Below are 25431 nucleotides of genomic sequence, written 5' to 3' on the forward strand. Positions count from 1 at the left end.
TCGGTGCTTTCCAGGTTCCCGCTTCCGCGTTTCCCTTTCCGGCGCTCCCAACATTATCAGAAGTTTCGGGCCGGACTGACCGGCCATCTGTTTCCGATTTATCGGGAAGGGCTCCTGTGAAATCCGAGATTCCCAGAAGCAGACAGACACTCACCGCTGCCGAGCGGGATGAACCCAGCTCCAGGCAACTGTTCGAATCTACCTCCCCACATCGTCCGTGTCAACGGCTCCTGCGGGGCGAAGGAGACAGTAGCAGCTCAATACGGCCGACTGCACATCAGGCGGCCGTGGGCACAACGGCGCTGCGCTCGGCTGCGTCGACATCGCCCGTGTCGCCGGCACGCGCGGCCCGTCCGCCCAGGACGAAGACGTAGGCGAGGAAGGTCAGCTCGGCGACGACTCCGATGGCGATGCGGGCCCAAGTGGGCAGGCCCGAGGGGGTCACGAATCCCTCGATGGCACCGGAGACGAAGAGGACGAGGGCGAGGCCGATCGCCATGCCCACGGCGGCTCGGCCTTCCTCGGCCAATGCGGTGCGCCTGGAACGGGGGCCCGGGTCTACCAGGGTCCAGCCGAGGCGTAGCCCCGTGCCGGCGGCGACGAAGACCGCGGTGAGTTCGAGGAGGCCGTGCGGGAGTACAAGGCCCAGGAAGGTGTCGAGGCGGCCTGCCGAGGACATCAAGCCGAAGCCGATGCCGAGGTTGAGCATGTTCTGGAAGAGGATCCACAGGACCGGAAGGCCGAGGAAGACTCCGAGGACCAGGCACATCGCGGCGGCCTGGGCGTTGTTCGTCCATACCTGGGCGGCGAAGGAGGCCGCGGGATGGCTGGAGTAGTACGTCTCGTACTGGCCGCCGGGGCGGGTGAGCTCGCGCAGTTCGCTGGGGGCGGCTATGGAGGACTGGACCTCGGGGTGGGTGCCGATCCACCAGCCCAGGAGGGCCGCTATGACGGTGGAGAGCAAGGCTGTGGGTACCCACCAGTGGCGCGAGCGGTAGACGGCGGCGGGGAAGCCGTACGCGAGGAAGCGTGTGACATCGCGCCAAGAGGCGCGGCGGGTTCCTGTGACGGCACTACGCGCGCGTGCCACGAGTTGGCTGAGGCGGCCGGTGAGCTGGGGATCGGGGGCGCTGGACTGGATCAGCGAGAGGTGGGTGGCGGTGCGCTGGTAGAGGGCGACGAGTTCGTCCGCCTCGGCGCCGTTGAGGCGGCGCTGGCGCCGGAGCAGGGCGTCGAGGCGGTCCCACTCGGCTCGGTGGGCGGTGACGAAGACGTCGAGGTCCATCGGTTTGCCTGCTCCTCGGCTGATCGTCGGTGGCCGTCGTGAGAGTCAGCTTGTCGTACTGGGGCGCGATGCGCCCTCAGCTTGGCAGACTGGCCGTCCACGAGGCAGGTCAGGGGAAGGACGGCGGGCGTGAGTGAGCTGGTGACGGGCGAGGCGGTGGCGCTGGAACTGCGCCCTGCGAGGCTGCCCAGCAGGGCATTGGCCGTGCTGATCGATCTGACCCTGGCCATGGTCGTGTACATCGCCGTGACCATCGCCCTGGTGGCCGCTTCCGCTTCTCTCGACGACGCGGCACAGGTCGCGATCTCGATCACCACGTTCCTGCTCGTGCTGGTGGGTGGGCCGATCGCGGTCGAGACGCTCAGCCATGGGCGGTCCTTGGGAAAGCTCGCCGTGGGCCTTCGTGTGGTGCGGGACGACGGTGGGCCGATCCGGTTCCGGCACGCTCTCGTGCGGGGCGCGATCGGAGTCGTCGAGATCGTGATGACGTTCGGCGTCGTGGCCTGCATCGCCTCGCTCGTTTCGGCACGTGGACGACGGCTCGGTGATGTGTTCGCGGGGACGCTGGTCGTACGGGAGCGGATTCCCGTCGCGCCCAGTGGTTTTGTGCCGCCGCCCCCGCCCTGGCTGGCCGGGCGGTTCGCGCAGCTCGATCTGTCGGCGGTTCCCGACGGTCTGTGGCTTGCCATCCGCCAGTACCTGACGCGGATGCATCAGCTGGATCAGCAGGTCGGCTGGGCCATGGCGGAGCGGCTCGCGTCCGATCTCGCGGCACGTACGGGCGCTCCGGCGCCGCAGGGGGTGCCGCCGGGCGCGTATCTGGCGGCTGTGGTGCAGGAGCGGCAGGCGCGTGAGGTTCGGCGGTCCTTCGGCGGTGCTACGCCGGAGGCGGCGCCGTCCCATGCACCGGCGCCCTCTTATGCGGCGGGGTACGGCCCTGGAGCCGGGGTGTCCGGTGGCTACTCGTACCCGGGCGGGCCGCCCGTGGCTGCATCCTCTCCTCAGCCGCCCGTCGCGTACGGCGCCGAAGCGGCTCCTGGCGCAGGGGGGCCCGGCGTACCCGCGGCCGGTGGTGGGCCGTCCGAGGTTTCCCGGCCCGCCGTGCCGCTGGAGGGCAAGCCCGCGTCGGGGTTCGTACCGCCGGCGTGACTCCTGGTCCCTCGCGGCCGCTCGTGGTCTCTCGTGGCTGAAGTCGGTTCAGTCGAGCGGTGGTTCGGGGAACGCCGACGGCGGGGATTCGAGGTCCTCGAGCTCGATTCCGGGGGCCGCGAGGACCACGTCCCCGGCGATGTGCACGGTGTGCTGTTCGCCGGTGTCCAGGGCTGTGACCTGGTATTCCTCCACGGTCAGGGGGCCGTTGTCAGTGGCGTGTGCTTCTCTGTTCAGCAAGGTCCAGGACTGGTCCACGGTGCGCGGGGCGAGGACGGGGTCCGTGAAGGCCACGAGGCGTACGCGGGTTGCTGAGGCGGAGGGGGTGAGGCGCAGGAGACGGGTGGTGGCGACGAGGAATGCGGGGGATGTGCCCGTGAAGGCGTGGGCGGGGACGTTGCCTTCCGTGGCGTGGGTCCCGGTGGGGTCTGTGCGGACCCAGGTGACACCGTCGAGCGCGGCACCGCGCACCTGCCAGCTCGCGGCGTGGAGTTCGAGGCGGATGGGGCGGCCGAGTTCGTCGAGGGTGAGGTCGACCGAGCCGCTGTGACCGCCGTCGGGGGTGGTCAGTTGAGAGACGTAGCGCCAGCCGGACGGGCCGGGGGCGCATTGGAAGTGTTCTTCAGCGAGGGGGGTGTGATCGTGCGGATCGTGGAGCGAATAGCGGCCGCGGGGCATGGGGGTCCTGGGTTCTGACGGGCTGTCCGGGGTGTGCGGTCTGTCCGGGCTGACGGTCGCACGGCGGAAAGGCACGGCCGAGAGTGGGTCACAAGGCCAAAGGGGCAGGCCCCCGACACGGGGGTGCGGGGGCCTGCCTCTGAGGAACTACTGCTGTGCCGTGAACTGCTGTTGTGCTCTACGGCTCAGTAGCGGTAGTGGTCCGGCTTGTACGGGCCGTCGACCTCGACGCCGATGTACGCCGCCTGCTCCGGGCGCAGCTGGGTCAGCTTCACGCCGAGGGCGTCCAGGTGGAGGCGGGCGACCTTCTCGTCGAGGTGCTTGGGCAGCACGTAGACGTCGGTCGGGTACTCGGACGGCTTGGTGAACAGCTCGATCTGGGCCAGGGTCTGGTCCGCGAAGGAGTTGGACATCACGAAGGACGGGTGCCCGGTGGCGTTGCCCAGGTTCAGCAGGCGGCCCTCGGACAGGACGATGATCACCTTGCCGTCGGGGAAGGTCCAGGTGTGGACCTGCGGCTTGACCTCGTCCTTGACGATCCCGGGGATCTGGGCGAGGCCGGCCATGTCGATCTCGTTGTCGAAGTGGCCGATGTTGCCGACGATCGCCTGGTGCTTCATCTTGGCCATGTCCGAGGCCATGATGATGTCCTTGTTGCCGGTCGTGGTGACGAAGATGTCGGCCTTGTCGATGACCTCGTCCAGCGTCGTGACCTGGTAGCCGTCCATCGCCGCCTGGAGGGCGCAGATCGGGTCGATCTCGGTGACGATGACACGGGCGCCCTGACCGCGCAGGGACTCCGCGCAGCCCTTGCCCACGTCGCCGTAGCCGCAGACGACCGCGGTCTTGCCGCCGATGAGGACGTCGGTGGCGCGGTTGATGCCGTCGATCAGGGAGTGGCGGCAGCCGTACTTGTTGTCGAACTTCGACTTGGTGACGGCGTCGTTCACGTTGATCGCCGGGAACAGCAGGACGCCGTCGCGCTGCATCTCGTACAGGCGGTGGACGCCGGTCGTGGTCTCCTCGGTCACGCCGCGGATCTCCGAGGCGAGCTGGGTCCACTTCTGGGAGCCGTTGCTGATGGTGCGGTTCAGGAGCTCCAGGATGACCCGGTGCTCCTCGTTCTCGGCGGTGTCGACCGAGGGGACCTCGCCGGCCTTCTCGTACTCGACGCCCTTGTGGACGAGGAGGGTGGCGTCACCGCCGTCGTCCAGGATCATGTTCGGGCCGCCGGTGGGGGTGTTCGGCCAGGTCAGCGCCTGCTCCGTGCACCACCAGTACTCCTCCAGGGTCTCGCCCTTCCAGGCGAAGACCGGGATGCCCTGGGGGTTGTCCACGGTGCCGTTCGGGCCGACGGCGATGGCGGCGGCCGCGTGGTCCTGGGTGGAGAAGATGTTGCAGGACGCCCAGCGGACCTCGGCGCCCAGGGCGACCAGGGTCTCGATGAGGACGGCGGTCTGCACGGTCATGTGCAGGGAGCCGGTGACGCGGGCGCCGGCAAGCGGCTGCGCCTCGGCGTACTCCTTGCGGATCGCCATCAGGCCGGGCATCTCGTGCTCGGCGAGGGTGATCTCCTTGCGGCCGAACTCGGCCAGGGAGAGGTCGGCGACCTTGAAGTCCTGTCGGTTGTCGACAGTCGTCATTGCGAGCTGCTCCTCGGGGTTGGGGCGAGGTGGGTACGGCTGGTCTGCGCGGCGGCGGACACAGGGGTGCCCGAAGAGGACACAGGCATGCCCGGTGCGCGCAGCGCAGTCCGTCGGAGGCCCTCTCTCCCTCGGTCGGTCCGCGGTGGGACCGCCCGACCGCCATCAGCAGCGACGTCTGGCTCCGTCCCAAGCTACACCGGTCGGCCGGGCCGCCCCAGTCCGTCTCCGATACATCAAGCCGATCACAGGGTGAAGTCGAGAAGATCGCCGGGGTGCGGCCGGGCTCCGGGGCCGAGGCGGCTGGGTGGCAACAGACCAGGTCATCAGGGGGCTTTTGTCCTTGGGCGGTCTGGGCAGGTGCGGGAGGATGCACAGCGATCGGCACAGCTGATCGATCTTGCGGGACGCTCGGGACGGCGTTTCCGCTGACAAAGGCGTGAGGAGATCGACGTGACCAGTCCAGCCGGGCCTCCCCCCACGGGCGGCGACAGCGGTGAGCAGCGGTTGAAGCTGCTCGCGGTGACCGCGTGCCCGACCGGCATCGCCCACACGTACATGGCCGCGGAGAAGCTGGCGCAGGCCGCCGCGAGCCGTGGCATCGACATGAAGGTGGAGACGCAGGGATCGATCGGGGCTGAAAACGTCCTCGATGACAACGATGTCAGCTCTGCGGACGGCATCATCGTCGCCGCGGACAAGGACGTGGACCTGAGCCGGTTCGTGGGCAAGCGGGTGCTGACGGTGGGCGTGGCGGAGGGGATCCGCCACCCCGAGCAGTTGATCGAGCAGGTGAGATCGGCGCCGGTGCACACGGCCGGTGCGGCACCCGCGGCGTCGGCGTCGGGCGGCGGCAGGGAGCGGAGCGTCGGGTACAAGGCGCTGATGAACGGGGTCAGTTACATGATCCCGTTCGTGGTGGTCGGCGGGCTGCTGATCGCCATCTCGCTCTCGCTCGGCGGGCACACCGACCCGTCCGGCGGACTGGTCATCCCGAAGGACTCCTTCTGGATGGACGTCAACAACATCGGCGTCATCGGCTTCACCCTGATGGTGCCGATCCTGTCCGGTTACATCGCCTACGCCATCGGGGACCGGCCCGCGCTCGTGCCGGGCATGATCGGCGGGTGGATCGCGAACACGGGTGAGCTGTACGACTCGAAGGCGGGCGCCGGTTTCATCGGGGCGATCGTGACCGGGTTCCTCGCCGGGTATCTGGTGCTGTGGATCAAGAAGGTCAAGGTCCCGAAGTTCGTGCAGCCGATCATGCCGATCATCGTGATCCCGATCGTGGCGACCACGGCGTTGGGTCTGTTCTTCATCTACGTCATCGGGAAGCCGATCTCCTGGGTGTTCGAGCACCTGACGGACTGGCTCAGCGGGATGACGGGCACCAGCGCGGTCCTGCTCGGCGCGATTCTCGGGCTCATGATCGCGTTCGACATGGGCGGGCCGGTCAACAAGACGGCGTTCCTGTTCGGCACGGGGCTCATCGCGACCGGCAACCAGACGGTCATGGGCATGTGCGCGGCCGCGATCCCGGTCATGCCCCTTGGGCAGGGTCTCGCCACGCTGATACGGAAGCGGCTGTACACCGAGCAGGAGCGGGAGACCGGGCTGGCCGCGCTGTTCATGGGCTGCTTCGGCATCTCCGAGGGCGCGATCCCGTTCGCGGCGGCGCGGCCCGCGCAGGTCATCCCGGCCAACATGCTCGGTGGGGCGGTGGCCGGTGCGATCGCCGGGGTCGCCGGGGTCGAGGACGCGGTGCCGCACGGCGGGCCGATCGTGGCGGTGCTGGGTGCGGTGAGTGGGGTGCCGATGTTCTTCGTCGCCGTGGTGATCGGTTCGGTGGCGACGGCGCTGACGACGGTTGCGCTGATCGACTTCGGCGAGCGGGGGCGGGGACGCGGGCGCGAGCACAAGGGTGCGACGCCGGTGAACGGGACGGGTGCGGTCGGCCCCCTTGAGCCGGAGCTGGTCGGGGTGGGTGCCGGGGCGACTGCCGGTGGCGCCGTCGGGGCCGTGGTGGCACAGCGGGTGGTGGCCGCGTCGTCGCCGAATGCGTCGGCCGTCGAGGCGGCGCCGGGCGGAACCGCGGAGGCCTCGTACGCCGGGTCCGGCGCCGGGGCTGAAGGTGGTCCAGGGGCCGGTGCCGAGATCGGAGAAGCTGCCGGTGCCGGTGCCGGTGCCGAATCCGGAGAGGGCGCCGGTGCCGGTACGAAAAGCGGGGCGGGAGCCGAGAGCAGTTCAGGTGGCACGGCTGCCGCTGGTCCCCGTGACCGGGCCGAGCCCGGCGCCCGGACCGAGACTGCCGCCGGCGACGCACCCGCTGCCGCCGCTGCCGAAGCTGTTGGCGCCCCGGCTGCTGCTGCCGAAGCCGCTGAGTCCCCCGCTGCCGCCAGTGGAGAAGCGGCCAGCTCCCCCTCCGTCGACACAGCCGAAGCGGCCAGCTCCCCCGCCGCCGCAACAGCCGAAGCTGCCGGATCCCCCGCCGCCGAACCCACCCGCGCCGAGTCCGAGAGCGCCGGTAGCCCCACAGCCGGCGCCAACCGTGAAGTCCTCTCCGGCTATCTCACCGAGCAGACCGTGAAGGTCTCTCTCGGTGCCCGTGGCAAGGAGGACGCCATCCGGGAGATGGCGGAGCTGCTCGCCCGGACCGGCAGGGTGACGGACGTGGACGAGCTGGTCGCCGCCGCCCTGCGTCGGGAGGAGCAGGGGACCACCGGGCTCGGGGAGGAGATCGCGATTCCGCATGCCAAGACGGATGCGGTGACCTCGCCCGTCGTCGGGTTCGCGCGGTCCGCCGAGGGCATCGAGTGGGGCTCGCTGGACGGTACGAAGGCCAGGCTGGTGTTCATGATCTCCGTGCCGGAGGCGGCCGCGGGAGACGAGCATCTGCGGATCCTGGCGCTGCTGTCACGGAAGCTGATGGATGCCGGGTTCCGGGAGCGGCTCATCGGGGCGCCGGACGCGCGGGCGATCCTCGGAGTGCTGGGCGAGATCCGGTAGCTGCCGGAGCGACCGAAACCGACGGGGCCCGCCGAGAGTTCGGCGGGCCCCGTCGCCGTACAGCGCAAAGGCGGTCGTACGAAAGAACCTTGTGCAGGGTAAGGCCGTACAGGAAGCCGTGCTGTCGCAGGGGGTCTCAGTGGCCCGGTGTCGGCTGTTGGGCCGGGCCTCCCGGGGTTGCCTCGCGGTCGGGGCCCTTGGCGGCCTCGGACTCGCTGTAGATGTCCGGTTCGAGGTAGATGACGCGGGCGATCGGGACGGCCTCGCGGATGCGGGCCTCGGCGGCGTTGATCGCGGAGGCGACCTCGGCGGCCGTGTCGTCGTGCTGGACGGCGATCTTGGCGGCGATGAGCAGTTCCTCGGGGCCGAGGTGGAGCGTGCGCATGTGGATGATGCCGGTGACGGTGTCGCCGTCGACGATCGCGGTCTCGATCTTCTGGACCGCCTCGATGCCCGCGGACTCGCCGAGCAGCAGGGACTTGGTCTCGGCGGCGAGGACGAGGGCGATCAGGATGAGCAGGATGCCGATGCAGAGGGTGCCGATGCCGTCCCAGACGCCGTCGCCGGTGAGCAGGGCGAGGCCCACGCCGCCGAGGGCGAGGATCAGACCGACGAGCGCGCCGAAGTCCTCCAGGAGGACGACCGGGAGCTCGGGCGCCTTGGCGCGGCGGACGAACTCCTTCCAGGAGAGGGTGCCGCGCAGCGGGTTGGACTCCTTGATGGCGGTCCGGAAGGAGAAGCCCTCGGCGATGATCGCGAAGACGAGGACGCCCACCGGCCAGTACCAGTGCTCGATCTCGTGCGGGTGCTTGATCTTCTCGTAGCCCTCGTAGATGGCGAACATGCCGCCGACGGAGAAGAGCACGATGGAGACCAGGAAGGCGTAGATGTAGCGCTCGCGGCCGTAGCCGAAGGGGTGTTGCGGGGTGGCCTCGCGCTGGGCCTTCTTGCCGCCGAGGAGCAGCAGGAACTGGTTGCCGGAGTCGGCGAGCGAGTGCACGCCCTCGGCGAGCATCGAGGACGAGCCGCTGAACGCGAACGCCACGAACTTCGATGCCGCGATCGCGAGGTTGGCGCCCAGTGCCGCCACGATCGCCTTGGTTCCGCCTGACGCGCTCATCTGCTCGCGTTGTCCCTTCGCCTCAAGTGCCTCTACGCCGTCCAGGCCTTTGCCCGTCCTTTGCCGGTGGGCCATTCTTGCAGCCTCGTCCGGCGCGGACGTCTCAGGTATCCACAGGCCCAGTCATACCGTCACACGATCACGGTGGCGCGGAAGACCGTGCCCGTGCCGGACACCGTGGCCTTCTCGCCCGCCGGGACGAAGACCGACCGACCGGGGCTCAGTTCGTGTTCCCCGGCTCGCACGGAACCTGCCGTGCAGAGCAGGATCTGTGGGGTCGCGCGGGTGAGGTCGTGGGGGGCGGCGCCCTCGGGGAGGACGTACCGGGACAGCCGGAACTCGTCGATCGGGGTCTCGTAGACCTCCTCGCCGTCGGGGGACGCCTCGGGGCGGAGCACACCCGGGTCGGCGGCCTCGAAGCGGACGATGCGCAGGAGTTCGGGGACGTCGACGTGCTTGGGGGTCAGGCCGCAGCGCAGGACGTTGTCGGAGTTGGCCATGATCTCGACGCCGAGGCCGTTCAGGTAGGCGTGCGGGATGCCGGCGCCGAGGAACAGGGCCTCGCCGGGCTGGAGCCGGACGTGGTTGAGGAGCATCGCGGCGATGACGCCCGGGTCGCCCGGGTAGTGGTGGGCGATCTCGGCGTAGGGGGCGTGGTCGCCGCCGAGGCGGGCGCAGGCGGCCGCGGCCTCGGTGACCGTGTGGGCCATCTCCTCGCGGTCGGCGGTGAGGATCGCCGTGAGGACCTCGCGCAGGGCCGCCTCCTCCGGGCGGGCGTGCAGGAGGTCGACGTAGGGCTTCAGGGAGTCGACGCCCAGTGCGTCCAGCAGCTCGGCCGCGCGCGCGGGTTCGCGGAAGCCGCACAGGCCGTCGAACTCGGTGAGCGCGCAGATCAGTTCCGGCTTGTGGTTGGCGTCCTTGTAGTTGCGGTGGCCCGCGTCCACGGGGATGCCCCGGCGCTCCTCGTCTTCGTAGCCCTCCTTCGCCTGGGCCAGGTCGGGGTGCACCTGGAGGGAGAGCGGGGCGCCCGCGGCGAGGATCTTGAGGAGGAAGGGCAGCCGGGGGCCGAACTTGGCGACGGCCGCCTCGCCCAGCTCGCGCGCGGGGTCCGCGTCGATCACCTCGACGAGCGTGCCCCGCGCGGTGCGCGAGGGGGCGCCGGGGTGGGCGCCCATCCACATCTCCGCCTGCGGTTCACCGGTCGGCTCGACGCCGAGGAGTTCGGGGATGGCGGTGGTGGAACCCCAGGCGTAGGGGCGGATGGTGTTGTCGAGGCGGTCCATCGGGTTCTCTCTGTGCGTACGGCCGGGGATGCGTCGTGGGTACGGCGGTCAGGGCGGCCTGGTGTTCGACGGGTGGCGGTCAGGGCGTCCTGGGCGTCTCGGGAGTCCTTGGCGTCGCGAGCGACTCCGGCGTCCTGGGCGTCCTGAGTGTCCTGAGCGCCCTGGGCAACGTCAGGCCCCCGAGGCGAGCGCCAGGTAAACGGCGGCGAAATCCGTGACGGCGATCAGTTCCGCGAGGGTCTCGATCTCGCCGCCGGGCTCCGGCTCCAGCTCGCTGATGGGCGTGTCGTGGCTCAGGGCCAGGTCACGGGCGGCGGGCGCGGCGCTGAGACCGCCGATCGGACGGTCGCGAAGGAGTACCACGCGCGCGTGCAGCGCGGGAGGCTCCTCGACCCGGTCGCGGAAGAAGTCGTCGGGGTCGGCGCCGGCGGCCAGCGGTCCGGAGAGGAGCGTGCTGTGCGCGGCGAGGGCCTCGGGCAGTTCGGAGACCAGGGCGGGGCGGCCGGAGAGCTCGGCGAGGGCGGCGGCGAAACGGCGGCCCGCGGGGCCCGCGGAGGTGCCTTCCGTCCAGATCACCGGGAGGGCGTCGGCGAGTTCGGCGGCGAGCGTCTTGGCCGGGTTGCTGTAGGTGGCGATGGCGGGGCCGCAGCGCTCGGCGATGTGGTCGAGGCGGTCGGCGATCTTCGCGAGCGCGTCGGGCGGGGCGGCGAGCAGGCCGGTGCGGTCGAGGATCGCGAGGAGCGGGGTGAGCAGGGCCCACAGGACGCCGGGGGCGGATGCGGTGAGGGGCGTGTCCTGCTCGTACGGGGCCGTCGCCAGGGGCACGAACAGGCCGTGGGCGCCCTCGACCGCCTCGGTCAGCGGGGTGCGGGCGGGGGCCACGGCAACGACCGTGCAGCCGCGGCGGTAGGCCTGGTCGGCGAGGAGCGACAGGCCCGGCTCGGTGCCGTCGGGGGTGGCGATCAGCAGCAGGTCGACCGAGCCCGCCCAACCGGGGAGTTCCCAGCGCAGGGCACCCGCGGCGGGGGCGACGCCGGTCGGGGTGAGGCGGGTGACGGGGCTGCCGGCGCCGGCGAGGGTGCCGAGGAGGTCGGCGACGTGGGTGGCGGCGGCACCTGGGCCCGCGATGAGGACCGCGCGGGGGCGGCCGTCGGGCTTGAGGTCGTTCACCCCTGCCTCGGCGGCGTGCCGGGCGGCGGTGCGGACGCGGGCGCCGGCTTCGGCGGCGCCGCGGAGCAGGCCTCGGCGGTCGGCCTCCGAGAGGGCCTCGGGGGTGTCTAGCAGCGATTCGTCGAGCATGGGGCGGCAGCCTCCGATCGCCGGGTCTCCGGGACGCCGGGTTGTCGCTTCGCCGGGTCTTCCGGACGCCGGGGCGGTCGCGGGTCCGGGACGCCGGGGTCGCTGTGTCGTTGTCGCTTGTCGCTTACGGCTGTGGGGTGAGGCGAGTGTCCTACGGCGGTGGGTGTGCGGTGTCCTGCCGCGGTGCGGGCGCCGTATCGCTTACGGCTGCGGGCGTGCCGTGTCTTCTACGGTCGCCCGCCGGCCGGGGCGCGTTTACGCGGGGCGGCGGGCCTCGTCGACGAGGAGGACGGGGATGCCGTCGCGGACGGGGTAGGCGAGGCCGCAGTCCTGGCCGGTGCAGAGCAGCTCGGTGTCCTGCTCCTTGAGGGGGGCGTGGCAGGCCGGGCAGGCGAGGATCTCCAGGAGGCCGGCTTCGAGCGGCATGGGGGTTCCCTTCGGGGGCGGGGCGGCTGCTTGTGCGGATGTGCCTGGTCAGGGTACCGCCGGGGGGAGGGGGGTGCCGGGGTTGGGGCGAGGTCGGTGCGGGGGTGCCGTGAGGGGTTTTTCGCCCCCGCCGCCCCTACCCGTCCCATCCTCCAGGGGCGCTGCCCCTTCGACCCCGTTCCCAGGGGGCTCCGCCCCCTGGACCCCCGCTCCTCAAACGCCGGAGGGGCTGGATTCACGAAACGGCGGAGGAACTGCTCTTTCGCGAAACGGCCGAGGGGCTGGATTTCAGCAGGGGCCGGATTTCACGCTCTGATGATCGCCAGCACCTCGTCCCGCACCTTCGCCATCGTCGCCTCGTCCCGCGCCTCCGCGTTCAGGCGGAGGAGGGGTTCCGTGTTGGAGGGGCGGACGTTGAACCACCAGTCGGCGGTGCTGATCGTGAGGCCGTCGAGTTCGTCGAGCTGGACGCCCTCCTGGCTCTCGTAGGCCGCTCTGATGGCCGTCAGGCGGTCTGCCTGGTCGGCGACCGTGGAGTTGATCTCGCCGGAACCGGTGTAGCGGTCGTACTGGGCGACCAGGGACGACAGGGGGCCCTCCTGGCCGCCCAGGGCCGCGAGGACGTGCAGGGCCGCCAGCATGCCGGTGTCGGCGTTCCAGAAGTCCTTGAAGTAGTAGTGGGCGGAGTGCTCGCCGCCGAAGATGGCGCCGGACTTCGCCATCTCGGCCTTGATGAAGGAGTGGCCCACGCGGGTGCGTACCGGGGTGCCGCCGTGCTCCTTGACGACCTCGGGGACCGACCAGGACGTGATCAGGTTGTGGATGATGACGCCCTTGCCGCCGTTCCTGGCCAGCTCGCGCGCGGCGACCAGGGCGGTGATGGCGGACGGGGAGACCGGGTCGCCGTGCTCGTCGACGACGAAGCAGCGGTCGGCGTCGCCGTCGAAGGCGATGCCGAGGTCGGCGCCCTCCTCGCGGACCCGCTTCTGGAGGTCGACGATGTTGGCGGGGTCGAGGGGGTTGGCCTCGTGGTTGGGGAAGGTGCCGTCCAGTTCGAAGTACATCGGGACGACGGTCAGGGGCAGGCCCGCGAAGACGGTGGGGACGGTGTGGCCGCCCATGCCGTTGCCCGCGTCCACGACGACCTTCAGGGGGCGGACGGACGTCAGGTCGACCAGCGAGCGCAGGTGGGCCGCGTAGTCGTCCAGCGTGTCCCGCGCGGTGATCGTGCCGGCCGAGGTGGTCACCTCGGGGGCGCCCGTCTCGATCCATCCCTCGACGAGTCCGCGGATCTCGGCGAGGCCGGTGTCCTGGCCGACCGGGGCCGCTCCCGCGCGGCACATCTTGATGCCGTTGTACTGCGCGGGGTTGTGGGAGGCCGTGAACATGGCGCCCGGCAGGCCCAGGGCGCCGGAGGCGTAGTACAGCTGGTCGGTCGAGCACAGGCCGATCTCGGTGACGTCCACACCGCGGGCGGCCGCTCCGCGCGCGAAGGCACGCGACAGGCCCGGGGAGGAGGGCCGCATGTCGTGGCCGGTCACGATGGCGCTCGCGCCGGTCACCTGGACGAAGGCGGCACCGAAGAGCTCGGCGAGCGTCTCGTCCCACTGGTCCGGGACGACCCCGCGCACGTCGTACGCCTTCACGAGCTGTGACAGATCAGCCACGGCCAACCCTTCTGAAAGTCCTGTCGGTCACCACAAACTACCCGTAGCCACTGACACCGGGCCCTGCGGGACCGGATTGGACTCCGGCCGTGACCTCGGGCGGAGCCCTTGGGGCAGCGCGGCGGCCGGCGGCTCCGGGGAGAGCCCGGACTCCCTCGCGGCCGTCACCCGCGGCGCCCCGGAGAGTGCGGGTCAGGACCGGGAACCTCAACTCATGGCGTGCAGCCGCCCCTTCACCGACGGTCACGGAAGAACACGGCGACGAGTTGCGCGGAGAGGTGGCTGGAGGCCTCCAACTGGGCCACGGCGGCGACGGAGTTCAGCGACAGCCGGTGACCTGAGCGAGTGTCACCACCGGTGCGGAAGCAGACGGCGACGACGAGGATCGACTTGCGTCACCGAACGGAACGCGCGCCGAAGAACCGATCCCCCAGCGAAGAAAGGTCAGTTGTCCGGTGAGCGCAGGATCCGCAGATGGCCGCGGCGTGCGACCTCCATCGGGTCGGCCCGGCGGGCGCCGCCACCCGCCTCGGCGGCGCGCTCCTGCGGACGGGCCGCCTCACGCACCGCGTTGGCAAGCGCTTCCAGGTCGTCTCCGCTGGGCCTGGCGGGAGCCGAGCCGTCGAGGAGGCGGACGACCTCCCAGCCGCGCGGGGCGGTGAGGCGCTCGGAGTGCTCGGCGCACAGGTCGTAGCAGTGGGGTTCGGCGTAGGTGGCGAGCGGGCCGAGGACCGCGGTCGAGTCGGCGTAGACGTACGTCAGCGTCGCGACGGCGGGACGGCCGCAAGCGGTGCGCGAACAGCGACGTACAGGGCTCACGACGTTGGACGGTACCGCACTCTTGAGCGGGCCGCGACGACTCTCCCCCAGGTCACTCCACCGTGTCGTGCTGTGAAACGCCCCACACACCACTCCGATCACACCGCGATGACCTGCACGGACACCCGTTTTCGAGGGGCCGAACACCCCTTGCCACGGTCACGAGTTGGCACAAACCATGTCAATTGCCTTGATATCGACGGTCTCGGAGAGATACGGAATCGAGCCCAACCTTGGCTTGAATGGTCAACTGCCGACAGGCCGTACGAGACGGCCGTACGTCGTTTCGGACAGTGTCCGGGGCGCCGCGTGGGGGCCGGGCGCGCGCGTGCGGCGAGGATTACCCTTCACCAGTGATGGACAACCCCGTACCGCCCCGCGCCACCGGCCCCGGGCCCCGCCGCCGTGATCGCCACGGACGCGGCATGCGCGGTCCGATCGCCCCGCCGCAGGTGCCGCTCGCCGCCAGTCGCGCCGAGGCCTTCGCGGACCTGGTGCAGGACTCCGTGGAGCGCCTGGAGCGGCGGTGGCCGCAGCTCGCCGAGATCGATTTCCTGGTCCTGGAGGTGCCCCGGCTGGACGGGCCCGGACAGGCCTGGAACGACGAGGCGGTGCCGCTCGGCGGGACGATCCCCGCGCGCGAGGGGCGTCCCGCGCGCGTGGTCGTCTACCGGCGGCCGGTGGAGATCCGCACCAAGGGGCGCGACGAGCGGGCGGCGCTGGTCCACGAGGTGGTCGTGGAGCAGGTGGCCGAGCTGCTCGGGCTCACTCCGGAGACGGTCGACCCCCGGTACGGCGAGGACTGACCCGCGCCCTTCGGCGGATCACTTCTGGAGCACCGACAGGTCCTCGTCCGCCTCCGGTACGGCCACCATGCCCCGGTCGTCCGGGAGGGTCTGGATCGTGAAGCCCGGGACCCCGTCCTCCGTCGCCGCCAGAGTGCGGGCGCCGTAGACCGGGCCTCCCGAGACGTGCTCCACCGTGAGGGCATAGGTGCCCTTGAGGCCGGTCGGGGTGGGAACCTCGACGTCCTGTGTGGTGCCCGCCTTGATCGTGAACGTCTTCGAGACGGCCTCGCCGCCCCCGCTGCCCGCCGACGCCGTGACCTTGACCGTGGCGGTCCGGGTGGGCGCGGTCAGGGAGAGCGTGCTGCCCTTGGCGCTGTTGTCGGCGACCGTCGCGCGCGTGCCGACCGGACGCGTGGCCGGGATGAACGCCGTCTCCTGGTCGTCGCCCTTGCCGCGGACGACCCGCACGGCGGCGACCACCGGCACGGAGGCGTCGGTGGGGGTCAGGACCAGCGAACCGGCCTCCCCGCGCGTGACGTCACCGAGATCGACGGCCGTCGTCATGCCGCCCTTCACGTGCAGTGTCTCGTTGCCGGCCGGGGTGATCAGGCCGGACGGCGAGGCGAGCTGCACCTTCAGGTCCGCGTCGGAGTCGCTCGGTGTGAAGGCGACCAGGCGCACGGCGGTGGCGTCCTTCGGGATGCCCGGCACCACGAGGCTGCCGGACGGGTCGGTGGACGCGGCCAGCCAGTCACCGCCGAGCTTGTCGTCCAGGGCCTGCACGGCCGCGCCCACCCGCCCGCTGCGGACGTTCACATGGACGGTGAGGTCCTCCTGCTTCTCCTCCGTGAGCGTGGAGAGCAGGATCGGGTCGCTGGAGTGCGGCGCGACGGTGATGCCCTCGCCCAGCGTGGAGTCCAGGGCGCCGTCCTTGCCGTAGAGCTCGATGTCGACGACGGCGGCGGAGTCGTCCGGGTTGGTCAGGTGCACGTAGTCGGTGCGGTCGGCGGCGGTGCTGGCGCCCGGGAACCAGAACTCGGTGTCGGGGGCGGAGCAGTTGACGCCCTGGAGTCCGCGTCCGGCTCCCGCGGCGACCTCGGTGGTCTCCTGGACGGTCCAGCCGGGCGCGAACTTCCCCTCGGCGGTGCCGACCAGTGCGGGCGCGTCCCCGCCGGAGGTGTCCCCGGTGACGGGTGTGCCGGGCTCCTTGGGCGTGAGGACCGGCTTGGCGGCCTTCTTCTTGCCCTTGCTCTTGCCGTCCGACTCCTCGGTGGCCGCCTTGAGTTCGGCCTGGCCGCCGCTGCCCGTGTCCTTGGTGACGGGCGTGAACGACGTGTACGCCGTCTCCGCGACCTCGGAGGTGCTGGGCGCCGGGCAGAGCAGGCTGGTGCGCTCCACGGGCAGCTCGGCGGCCGTCCTGGCGGTCTCGGCGGCCTTGGGGGAGCTGAGTGTGGCGAACCCGGTGACGGCGGCGAGGGCGACGGTGCCGGCGAGGAGGGACAGGGTGGTGCGGTTCACTGCTGACTCCCGTCGGGGCGCTCACTGCCGGGGGCACCCGGGTGCTGCTGTGCCGGGTCGTACGCGGGGTCGTAGCCCTGCTCGTACTGCTGGTCGTACTGGCCGCCGTACGTCTGGTCGTACGACGTCTGCTGGGGCTGCCCGCCGTAGGCGTACGGGTCGTACTGGCCGCCCTGGTACGGGTCCGCCTGGTACGGCTGCTGGTCGTAGCCGCCCGCCGGGTACTGCTGGGCGGTGCCCTGGTACTGGTCGCCGGCGTAGGTGTCGTACTCGGCGTTGGCGTAGCTCGGGGCGTCCCAGTCGCCGTAGGACTGCTGCTGCGGGACGGCGGCCGGGGCCTCCTGCGGGGGCGGCGGGAAGTCCTCGGTGCCGGGGGCCTCCTCGGCATCGGCCTCGGCCTGGGCGCGCAGCCGGCGGGCGCGGCGGCCCTCTCCCGCCACCGCCTGGGCGGGGACCGACGGCTCCTCGGGGAGGTCGTCGTCGACGTCGCGGCGGCGGCCGGGCAGGGCCATGACCACGAGGACGACGGCGAGCGCACCCTGGATCCACAGCCACAGGGTGTGGGTGAAGGGGTCGTCGAAGGTGACGTCCAGTCGGCCGCCGGCGGCGGGGAGTTCGAAGCCCTGGGCCCAGCCGTCGACGGTGGTGCGGGTGAGCGGCTTGCCGTCCAGGGTGGCCGTCCAGCCCTCGGCGGCGGTGTCGGCGAGGCGCAGGATCCGGCCGTCGGTGCCGGACGGGATCGTGGTGTGGATGTCGACCGGGCCCGCGGCCACCGGCTGTGCGGTGCCCGAGCCGGACTTGGCGACGATGGTCGCGCGCGCGACCTCCTGGTCGACCCGCCACAGACCGCTGCCGTCCTGCTGGCTGAGCCGGGTCAGACCCGGTGTGGCGTCCAGCACGCGCGTGACCTCACGGGGCGCGCCCTTGTGGACGAGGACGTAGCGCACGGCGAAGCCGCCGAGCTGGTCGGCCTGGTCGGCGCCGGAGCCGGCGACCAGGTTGGCGACGACCTTGTCCAGCGCGCTGTTCTCGCCGTCGGCCGCGGCGAGTTCGCCGTCGCCGAGGCGGGCGCCGGAGCCGCGCACCAGCATGTAGCCGACGTGGGCGGCGGAGTCGCTGTCGAGGACGAGGGTGCGGGCCTGGTCGCGGGTGCCGCTCTCCTCGGCGACGAACGCGGGCACCTGGGTGGGGTCGCGGCGCTCCAGCGGTCCGTCGGCGCCGCCGAGCATCCAGCCGGCGGCGACGAGCAGGGGGCCCGCGGCGGAGGCGAACGCGATGAGCGCGGCGACGGGCTGGCGCCAGCCGAAGCTCTGCTCGGCCACGCGCGAGCGTGCCCCGTCGGCGCCGAGCATGGCGGCGGCCAGCAGGGCGAGGCCGTAGACGAGGGTCGCGGGGCCGGCCCAGGTGGAGTCGTTGGACAGGACGGCGAAGACCAGGCCGACCAGGGCCACCGCCCAGGCCGTCCAGATGCCGAACTGCCGCTCGGAGCGCAGCAGGGCGGCGAGCGCGGCCAGCACGATGCCGATGAGCATCAGCCCGTCGACGGTGCCGGGGCCGCCGGGGCTCGCGCCGAGCAGGTCCAGGGCGGAGGCGGCCGAGGAGCCGTACTCCAGGCCCGCCTGCTGGAAGAAGCCGAACGGGAGCAGCGTCAGCGACCAGGGCGCGAGGACCAGCAGGGGCACGCCGAACTGGGCGAGGAAGCGCAGGCCGTAGGCGGTGATGTCGGTGCGGCGCACGGCCAGCAGACCGAGGCCGAGGATCAGCGCGATCGGCCAGATGATCGGGGTGAAGGCGGTGGTGATGGTGAGCAGCAGTGCGAAGGCCCAGGTGGCGCGCCAACTGCCGCGCGCGCCCGTGCTGTTCGTCAGGCCGCCGGCCGCGACGCCCGCGCGCGCGAGGAGCGGCAGCAGGACGGCGAGGACGGAGGTGCCGACGCGGCCGCCGGCGAGGGCGCCGGTGGCGGCGGGCAGGAAGGCGTAGACGACGGCCGCCCACGCGCGCAGGAGGCGGGACTCGACGAGCGGGCGGGAGGCGAAGTACGCCGTGAACCCGGCCAGCGGAACCGAGCAGACCAGCAGGACGGTCAGCGCGAGGCCGGTCGAGCCGAACAGGACGGAGGACAGCGCGGCGATGACCGCCAGGTACGGCGGCGCGGACGGGGTGCCGCCGGCGCCCACCGCGTGCCACGCGTCCGTGTAGCGCGACCACAGCTCGCTCGCGTCGGCCGGCGCGGGCAGCAGGGCGCCGCCCGCGAGCGCGCCGCCGCCCAGGAGGTTGCGGCAGGCGACCAGGGCGACCAGCAGCAGCCCGAGGAAGAGCATCGGGCCGGGGTTGCGGGCGATGCGCTTGAGGCGGGCGAACTGCTCGATCTCCAGGAAGTCCGCGTCGTCGCCGCCGGGTCCGGACTCGATGCCGCCGCCGTGCCGTCCGGCCGTGGAGGTCTCGGCGTCGGAGCCGCCGAAGAGGTTGCCCGCGAACTGTTCCACGGTGGCCCGCACGGTCGCGCCGGGCGGCGGGAACAGCGGTCTGAGCTCGTCCTTGTCGACGGCCGGCTTACCGCGCCTGCCGCGCCCGGCGATGATCCGCTCGGGCCGCAGCAGGGTGCCGAGCAGGCCCCGGATCTCGTCGACGGCCTGTCCGGGGACCTTGCCGACGAGGTAGGCGACGGTCCGCAGCAGGGTGCCCAGGACCAGGCGCACCAGCACCCAGGGCAGCGCTGCGGTCCGCGTGTTGACGAGCAGGGTGTAGACGGCGCCGGCCTTGTCGACCTTGTGCGGGGAGGCGGTGGTGCGGCCCGCGCAGTCGACGGTACGGCGCTCGCGGGAGGCCGCCTCGGCATGGCGTACGACGGCCTCGGGGGCGATGAGGACGCGGTGGCCGGCGGCCTGGGCGCGCCAGCACAGGTCGACGTCGTCGCGCATGAGGGGCAGGTGCCGGTCGAAGCCGCCGAGCTGTTCGTACAGATCGCGGCGGATGAGCATGCCTGCGGTGGACACCGACAGCACGGACCGGACGTGGTCGTGCTGTCCCTGGTCCTGTTCGCGGCGGTCCAGGCCGGTCCAGCGGCGGCCGGAGTGGGCGATGGAGACGCCGACCTCCAGGAGCTGCCGCTTGTCGTACCAGCCGCGGAGCTTGGGGCCCACGACGGCGACGTCGTCCCGGCCGAGCTCCAGTTCGTTCTCCACGACGCGCAGCAGCTGGGCCAGGGCGTCGGGTTCGGGGGCGCAGTCGTCGTGCAGCAGCCACAGCCACTGGACCGGTTCGCCGTGCGGCAGTTCCGGCAGGTCGTAGGTGTCGTCGCGCCAGGTGCGCGTGACCGGGTCCCAGCCGCTGGGCCGCTTCAGGTACGGCAGCTCGTCCGGGGTGAGGACCGGGGCGGTGCGGTTGGCCTCCTCGACGGCCTGGCCGAAGCCGGTGCGCCGGGCGAGGTGCAGGACCCGGTCGGCGCCGAGGGCCTCGGTGACCAGCTGGGCGGAGTCGTCGGCGCTGCCGGTGTCGGCGGCCAGGGCGAACTGCACGGGGCGCTCCTGGCCGAGCAGCCCGGCGAGCGCGTCGGGCAGCCAGCGGGCGCCGTCGTGGGAGACGAGCACCGCGGTCACCACATGACGCGGGAACTCAGGAGTGGCAGCGTGGTCGTGGGCTGCCGTGTGGCTGTGCACGGACATCGAGGTACGGGCCCCGGTTCGGTGGACTGCGGTGGACGCCTGTGCCCTGAGGGGGCGGCGAGGCGTCTCGGACGAGCGCCCACACTATCGGCTGGGCAGGACGGCGGCCCGCCGCCAGTGGATAACCCACGTGCGACGGGCCGTTCGGTTGCGTGCGAAAAGTCCTGCGACGCCTGTCTCGTGTCAGACGGCGGCCTTCTTCAGCCTGCGGCGTTCGCGTTCGGACAGGCCGCCCCAGATGCCGAAGCGCTCGTCGTTGGCGAGGGCGTACTCGAGGCACTCGGAGCGGACCTCGCAGGAGAGGCAGACCTTCTTGGCCTCGCGGGTGGAGCCGCCCTTCTCCGGGAAGAAGGACTCGGGGTCGGTCTGGGCGCACAGCGCGCGCTCCTGCCAGCCGAGTTCCTCGTCCGCGTCGTCGACCAGCAGTTGCTGCACCGTCTCGGTCATGTGCGCCCCTCGTCTGTCTTTCGCGTCCCCGTGTGACGGCCGTTACCGATATCGGCTGAACGACACGAGTGAAATTACAAGTGTGCTGCTCCGGGCGAGTCAAGCCGAGATCTGCTATTGGGCCCCTTATTCACTCTGCGGAACCAAGGCCTTGCGGAAAGTGTTCAAATCGGCATAAACCTTGACAAGCAGCTGAGGCCCGGGAGGGCTGCCGAGCCTCGCCAGGCCTTTGGGGCCTGTACGGGGAAGGACGCCCATCAGTTCGATCCCGTTCCGTACGCGCGCGTGGAAGTCTCGGGGAGATCACGGCCCGCGCGCCCGGTTGAGCGCCATGTGTCCCGGTAGGCGCATGAACAAACCTTTCACCACGGAGATGGACCGGATGAGGTGAAACATGTCCCACATACCGGGTGTCGAGTTGACAGTGGAGGTGTGAGCCGCTGTCCTTGGGGGCATGCTCGCGAACTTGGCACTCACCTCGACCCGCTCCGCCGGGTCCCTCGGTGCTGCCCACGCTCGCTGTAGCTGTTGTTGCTGTTCCGACTGTTGAGCCCAACGCGCTCCGGTTGCTCCTGAGTCCACCGTGACTCGGCTGCTAGTGCCCCGCCCGCACCAGGGCATTCCTGTCTCCCCGTGATCCGGGCGGGACGGTACGCGACACCCAGCCAGCCCCCCACTTCTTCCGCCGAGGAACCACCGCACCCCATGAACAGCGACAACGACCTCCAGATCGCCGGCGACCTCCTCGAGGTCCCGCATCTCCTGCAGGCCCCGCGCGAGCACCCGGCCACCGTCGCCGAGTTCGCCGGCCTGGCCCGCGCCATCGCCGAGGACCGCTCCCAGTGGGCGCACCTCGTCCAGTACGACGCCACCAGCCGGTGGTACCACCGGCTGCGCACCGGCCCCGGCTACGAGGTGTGGCTGCTGTCCTGGGTGCCCGGCCAGGGCAGTGGCCTCCATGACCACGGCGGCTCCTCCGGTGTCCTCACCGTCCTGGAGGGCGCGCTGACGGAGCGGACCGAGCGGGGCACGCGCGCGCTGGGGGCGGGGGCGCAGCGGGTGTTCGCGCCGGGGTACGTGCACGAGGTCGTCAACGACGCGCTGGAGCCGGCGGTGAGCCTGCACGTCTACTACCCCGGCCTGACCGAGATGCCGATGCACACGGCCTGCACCGCCCACGAGACCTACGACGAGGTGGACGTCGTGACCGCGTGACGCGATGTCGTACCCGCCTGCGAGACTTGCTTCCATGCGAATCGTGGTTCTGGCAGGCGGCATCGGCGGTGCCCGTTTCCTGCGTGGTCTGAAGCAGGCCGCGCCGGACGCGGACATCACGGTCATCGGCAACACCGGGGACGACATCCACCTCTTCGGGCTGAAGGTCTGCCCGGACCTCGACACGGTGATGTACACGCTCGGCGGCGGCATCAACGAGGAGCAGGGCTGGGGGCGGGCCGAGGAGACCTTCCACCTCAAGGAGGAACTCGCGGCCTACGGCGTCGGACCCGAGTGGTTCGGGCTCGGGGACCGGGACTTCGCCACCCACATCGTGCGCACGCAGATGATCGGCGCCGGGTATCCGCTGAGCGCGGTGACCGAGGCGCTGTGCGACCGGTGGAAGCCGGGGGTGCGGCTGATCCCGATGACCGACGACCGGGTCGAGACCCATGTGGCCGTCGAGATCGACGGCGAGCGCAAGGCCGTGCACTTCCAGGAGTACTGGGTGCGGCTGCGGGCGTCGGTGCCGGCCCACGCGGTGGTGCCGGTGGGCGCGGAGCAGGCCAAGCCGGCGCCGGGAGTGCTGGAGGCGATCGCGGAGGCGGACGTCGTGCTGTTCCCGCCGTCCAACCCGGTGGTCTCCGTCGGCACCATCCTCGCCGTGCCCGGGATCCGTGAGGCGATCGCCGAGGCCGGGGTGCCGGTCGTGGGCCTCTCCCCCATCGTCGGGGACGCGCCCGTGCGGGGCATGGCCGACAAGGTCCTCGCGGCGGTCGGCGTCGAGTCGACGGCCGCGGCGGTCGCCGAGCACTACGGCTCGGGGCTGCTTGACGGCTGGCTCGTCGACACCGTGGACGCGGGCGCGGTCGGGCGGATCGAGTCGGCCGGCATCCGCTGCCGGGCCGTACCGCTGATGATGACGGACCTCGACGCGACCGCGCGGATGGCCCGGGAGGCGCTGGAGCTGGCGGAGGAGGTGCGCGGAGCTTGAGCGAGATGTCTGCCGACGGCTACCGCGTCTGGGCCGTTGCCGGTCTTCCCGAGGTGCAGCGGGGGGACGACCTGGCCAAGATGATCGCGGCCGCCGAGCCGGGGCTGGCGGACGGGGACGTTCTTCTCGTCACCTCGAAGATCGTGTCCAAGGCGGAGGGGCGGGTCGTCGAGGCCGCCGACCGGGAGGCCGCGATCGACGCCGAGACCGTGCGGGTCGTGGCGCGGCGCGGGGCGCTGAGGATCGTGGAGAACCGGCAGGGGCTGGTCATGGCGGCCGCCGGCGTGGACGCCTCCAACACCCCCGCCGGGACCGTGCTGTTGCTGCCCGAGGACCCGGACGCGTCCGCGCGGGCCATCCGGGACGGGCTGCGCGACGCCCTCGGGGTGGACGTCGGGGTCGTCGTCACCGACACCTTCGGGCGGCCCTGGCGCGCCGGGCTCACCGATGTCGCGATCGGGGCGGCCGGAGTGCGGGTGCTCGACGATCTGCGGGGCGGGACGGACGCGTACGGCAATCCGCTGAGCGCGACCGTCGTGGCCACGGCCGACGAACTGGCCGCCGCCGGTGATCTCGTCAAGGGCAAGGCCGCCGGGCTGCCCGTCGCCGTGGTGCGCGGGCTGGCGCACGTGGTGGCCGGGGAGCACGGGGAGGGGGCGCGGGCCATGGTGCGCCACGCGCGCGACGACATGTTCCGGCTCGGGACCTCCGAGGCGGTACGGGAGGCGGTGACTCAGCGTCGTACCGTACGGGCCTTCACCGACGAGCCTGTCGATCCCGGGGCCGTGCGGCGGGCGGTGGCGCTCGCGGTCACCGCGCCCGCGCCGCACCACACCACGCCGTGGCGGTTCGTGCTGCTGGAGTCCGCCGAGTCGCGGACCCGTCTCCTCGACGCCATGCGGGACGCCTGGATCGCCGATCTGCGGCGGGACGGGAAGTCGGAGGAGTCCATCGCGAAGCGGGTGCGACGCGGGGACGTGCTGCGCAACGCGCCGTATCTCGTCGTGCCGTGCCTGGTGATGGACGGGTCGCACACGTACGGCGACGGGCGGCGGGACGGGGCCGAGCGGGAGATGTTCGTCGTCGCCGCGGGGGCCGGCGTGCAGAACTTCCTCGTCGGGCTGGCCGGGGAGCGGCTGGGGTCGGCGTGGGTGTCGTCCACGATGTTCTGCCGGGAGGTCGTGCGGGAGGTGCTGGGGCTGCCGGAGGACTGGGATCCGATGGGGGCCGTGGCGGTGGGGCATCCGGCGGAGGAACCGCGCCCCCGGCCGGAGCGGGATGCGGGGAGCTTCATCGAGGTGCGGTGAGATGCGTCTAGTGTCGTAGGGCTGCTCCCCGTTCCTCTCGTACCTCAGGACTTCATCCGTGGCAGGACGCTTCGCTCCCAGGCCCACGCGTACGACCGTGCGCGGCGGGGAGGTCGTCGTGCCCGCCGCGCGGCGGGAGGCGGCTCGGGTCGAGGCCGGGCTGGTGCGGAACTGGAAGCCGGAGTGGCCCGTCGATCTCGGGCTGGTGCTCGGGGCGCTCCGGCGGGGGCCCGGGGACCCCACCTTCCGGGCGATGCCGGACGGGTCGGTGTGGCGGGCCAGTCTCACGCCGGTGGGGCCGGGGACGCTGCGGGTCAGTGTGTACGGCGGTGTGGTGCGCGGGGAGGCGTGGGGGCCGGGGGCCGAGTGGCTGCTCGCGCAGTTGCCCGACATGCTCGGGGCCGCGGACGACCCTGCCGCCTTCGTGCCCCGGCACCGGGTCGTGGCGCACTCCTGGCATCGGCGCCCCGGGCTGCGGCTGACGCGGACCGGGCTGGTGCTGGAGTCGTTGATCCCGTCCGTGCTGGAGCAGAAGGTCACGACCGACGAGGCGTATCGGGCGTGGCGGTTGCTGGTGCGGAAGTTCGGGGAGCCGGCGCCGGGGCCCGCGGCGGGTGGGCGGCTGTGGGTGATGCCGGCGCCTCGGACCTGGGCGCTGATCCCGTCGTGGGAGTGGCATCGGGCCGGGGTCGACAACAAGCGGGCGTCGACGATCCTGCGGTGTGTGCGGGTCGCTGCGCGGCTGGAGGAGGCGGTGTCGATGGCGCCGGCTGCCGCGCAGGCTCGGCTGGAGGTGGTGCCGGGGGTGGGGCCGTGGACTTCGGCGGAGGTGGTGCAGCGGAGTCATGGGGCGGCGGACGCGGTGACCGTGGGGGATCTGCATCTGCCGGGGATCGTGGGGTTCGCGCTCGCGGGGGATCGGGATGCGGATGACTCCGTGATGCTGTCGTTGCTGGAGCCTTATGCGGGGCAGCGGCATCGGGCCGCTCGGTTGATCTTGTTGAGTGGGCGTACGCCGGGGCGGCGGGCGCCGCGGATGACTCGGGGGGATATCGGGCGGCTGTGACCGGTGGGGTGCCGGGGGGATTTTTCGCCCCCGCCGCCCCTACCCGTCCCATC

19 protein-coding genes are annotated in these 25431 nt (G+C 71.8%); 7 read left to right on the plus strand and 12 right to left on the minus strand.

Annotation, left to right across the window (positions count from 1 at the left end; all coding sequences use genetic code 11):
* Nucleotides 1-277: 277 nt before the first annotated feature.
* Complete coding sequence (locus AC2XR2_RS17280) at nucleotides 278-1285, minus strand: stage II sporulation protein M (protein WP_381308762.1); 1008 nt, start codon at nucleotides 1283-1285, stop codon at nucleotides 278-280.
* A 129-nt stretch (nucleotides 1286-1414) separates the two neighbouring features.
* Here AC2XR2_RS17280 and AC2XR2_RS17285 point away from each other — a divergent pair, with 129 nt between their 5' ends.
* Nucleotides 1415-2434, plus strand: a complete 1020-nt coding sequence (locus AC2XR2_RS17285; RefSeq protein WP_491515517.1) for an RDD family protein — start codon at nucleotides 1415-1417, stop codon at nucleotides 2432-2434.
* Nucleotides 2435-2482: 48 nt separating this feature from the next.
* Here the strand turns inward: AC2XR2_RS17285 and AC2XR2_RS17290 are convergent, their stop codons facing one another.
* Nucleotides 2483-3112 (minus strand): hypothetical protein, encoded by a 630-nt coding sequence (locus tag AC2XR2_RS17290; protein WP_381308766.1) that lies wholly within the window; start codon nucleotides 3110-3112, stop codon nucleotides 2483-2485.
* Nucleotides 3113-3297: 185 nt separating this feature from the next.
* Nucleotides 3298-4755, minus strand: coding sequence for an adenosylhomocysteinase (gene ahcY / locus AC2XR2_RS17295; protein WP_381308768.1), 1458 nt, complete (start codon nucleotides 4753-4755; stop codon nucleotides 3298-3300).
* A 453-nt stretch (nucleotides 4756-5208) separates the two neighbouring features.
* Between ahcY and AC2XR2_RS17300 the strand changes: the two genes are divergently transcribed.
* Nucleotides 5209-7764 (plus strand): fructose-specific PTS transporter subunit EIIC, encoded by a 2556-nt coding sequence (locus AC2XR2_RS17300; protein WP_491515518.1) that lies wholly within the window; start codon nucleotides 5209-5211, stop codon nucleotides 7762-7764.
* 136 nt (nucleotides 7765-7900) lie between these two features.
* On the opposite strand, the gene AC2XR2_RS17305 is transcribed toward AC2XR2_RS17300, so the two are convergent.
* From AC2XR2_RS17305 to AC2XR2_RS17330, 6 genes are all read right to left on the minus strand, one after another.
* Complete coding sequence (locus AC2XR2_RS17305) at nucleotides 7901-8884, minus strand: cation diffusion facilitator family transporter (RefSeq protein WP_381308773.1); 984 nt, start codon at nucleotides 8882-8884, stop codon at nucleotides 7901-7903.
* A gap of 131 nt (nucleotides 8885-9015) precedes the next feature.
* Nucleotides 9016-10167, minus strand: a complete 1152-nt coding sequence (manA, locus tag AC2XR2_RS17310) for a mannose-6-phosphate isomerase, class I (RefSeq protein WP_491515519.1) — start codon at nucleotides 10165-10167, stop codon at nucleotides 9016-9018.
* A gap of 171 nt (nucleotides 10168-10338) precedes the next feature.
* Nucleotides 10339-11466, minus strand: a complete 1128-nt coding sequence (locus AC2XR2_RS17315) for an SIS domain-containing protein (RefSeq protein WP_381308776.1) — start codon at nucleotides 11464-11466, stop codon at nucleotides 10339-10341.
* A 255-nt stretch (nucleotides 11467-11721) separates the two neighbouring features.
* Nucleotides 11722-11892 (minus strand): Trm112 family protein, encoded by a 171-nt coding sequence (locus AC2XR2_RS17320; RefSeq protein ID WP_123761150.1) that lies wholly within the window; start codon nucleotides 11890-11892, stop codon nucleotides 11722-11724.
* A 305-nt stretch (nucleotides 11893-12197) separates the two neighbouring features.
* Nucleotides 12198-13565, minus strand: a complete 1368-nt coding sequence (locus AC2XR2_RS17325) for a phosphomannomutase/phosphoglucomutase (protein WP_491515520.1) — start codon at nucleotides 13563-13565, stop codon at nucleotides 12198-12200.
* 438 nt (nucleotides 13566-14003) lie between these two features.
* On the minus strand, nucleotides 14004-14378 hold the full coding sequence (locus tag AC2XR2_RS17330; RefSeq protein WP_020137945.1) for a DUF3499 domain-containing protein: 375 nt from the start codon (nucleotides 14376-14378) through the stop codon (nucleotides 14004-14006).
* A gap of 356 nt (nucleotides 14379-14734) precedes the next feature.
* Here AC2XR2_RS17330 and AC2XR2_RS17335 point away from each other — a divergent pair, with 356 nt between their 5' ends.
* On the plus strand, nucleotides 14735-15184 hold the full coding sequence (locus AC2XR2_RS17335) for a metallopeptidase family protein (protein WP_330269713.1): 450 nt from the start codon (nucleotides 14735-14737) through the stop codon (nucleotides 15182-15184).
* An 18-nt stretch (nucleotides 15185-15202) separates the two neighbouring features.
* Here AC2XR2_RS17335 and AC2XR2_RS17340 read toward each other — a convergent pair whose 3' ends face one another.
* From AC2XR2_RS17340 to AC2XR2_RS17350, 3 genes are all read right to left on the minus strand, one after another.
* A complete protein-coding gene (locus AC2XR2_RS17340; RefSeq protein ID WP_491515521.1) occupies nucleotides 15203-16684 on the minus strand; it encodes a DUF5719 family protein in 1482 nt (493 codons plus the stop codon).
* Nucleotides 16681-20349: a glycosyltransferase family 2 protein gene (locus AC2XR2_RS17345; protein WP_491515522.1), complete on the minus strand. Its 3669-nt coding sequence runs from the start codon at nucleotides 20347-20349 to the stop codon at nucleotides 16681-16683. Before AC2XR2_RS17345 ends, AC2XR2_RS17340 begins: the two co-directional genes overlap by 4 nt.
* A 183-nt stretch (nucleotides 20350-20532) precedes the next feature.
* The gene (locus AC2XR2_RS17350) at nucleotides 20533-20796 is read right to left on the minus strand and encodes a WhiB family transcriptional regulator (RefSeq protein ID WP_020137941.1); all 264 of its coding nucleotides are present in this window, start codon (nucleotides 20794-20796) and stop codon (nucleotides 20533-20535) included.
* A gap of 705 nt (nucleotides 20797-21501) precedes the next feature.
* Here AC2XR2_RS17350 and AC2XR2_RS17355 point away from each other — a divergent pair.
* From AC2XR2_RS17355 to AC2XR2_RS17370, 4 genes are read left to right on the plus strand one after another with little or no spacing between them, the layout of a single operon-like run.
* The gene (locus AC2XR2_RS17355; protein ID WP_381306623.1) at nucleotides 21502-22011 is read left to right on the plus strand and encodes a cysteine dioxygenase; all 510 of its coding nucleotides are present in this window, start codon (nucleotides 21502-21504) and stop codon (nucleotides 22009-22011) included.
* Between the two features lie 34 nt (nucleotides 22012-22045).
* Nucleotides 22046-23005: a 2-phospho-L-lactate transferase gene (gene cofD / locus AC2XR2_RS17360; protein WP_449349550.1), complete on the plus strand. Its 960-nt coding sequence runs from the start codon at nucleotides 22046-22048 to the stop codon at nucleotides 23003-23005.
* A gap of 5 nt (nucleotides 23006-23010) precedes the next feature.
* Nucleotides 23011-24312 (plus strand): coenzyme F420-0:L-glutamate ligase, encoded by a 1302-nt coding sequence (locus tag AC2XR2_RS17365; RefSeq protein ID WP_381306677.1) that lies wholly within the window; start codon nucleotides 23011-23013, stop codon nucleotides 24310-24312.
* A gap of 58 nt (nucleotides 24313-24370) precedes the next feature.
* Nucleotides 24371-25378, plus strand: coding sequence for a DNA-3-methyladenine glycosylase family protein (locus AC2XR2_RS17370; RefSeq protein ID WP_491515523.1), 1008 nt, complete (start codon nucleotides 24371-24373; stop codon nucleotides 25376-25378).
* Nucleotides 25379-25431: the final 53 nt, after the last annotated feature.

This window comes from Streptomyces sp. LS-MS-L19, assembly GCF_058382285.1.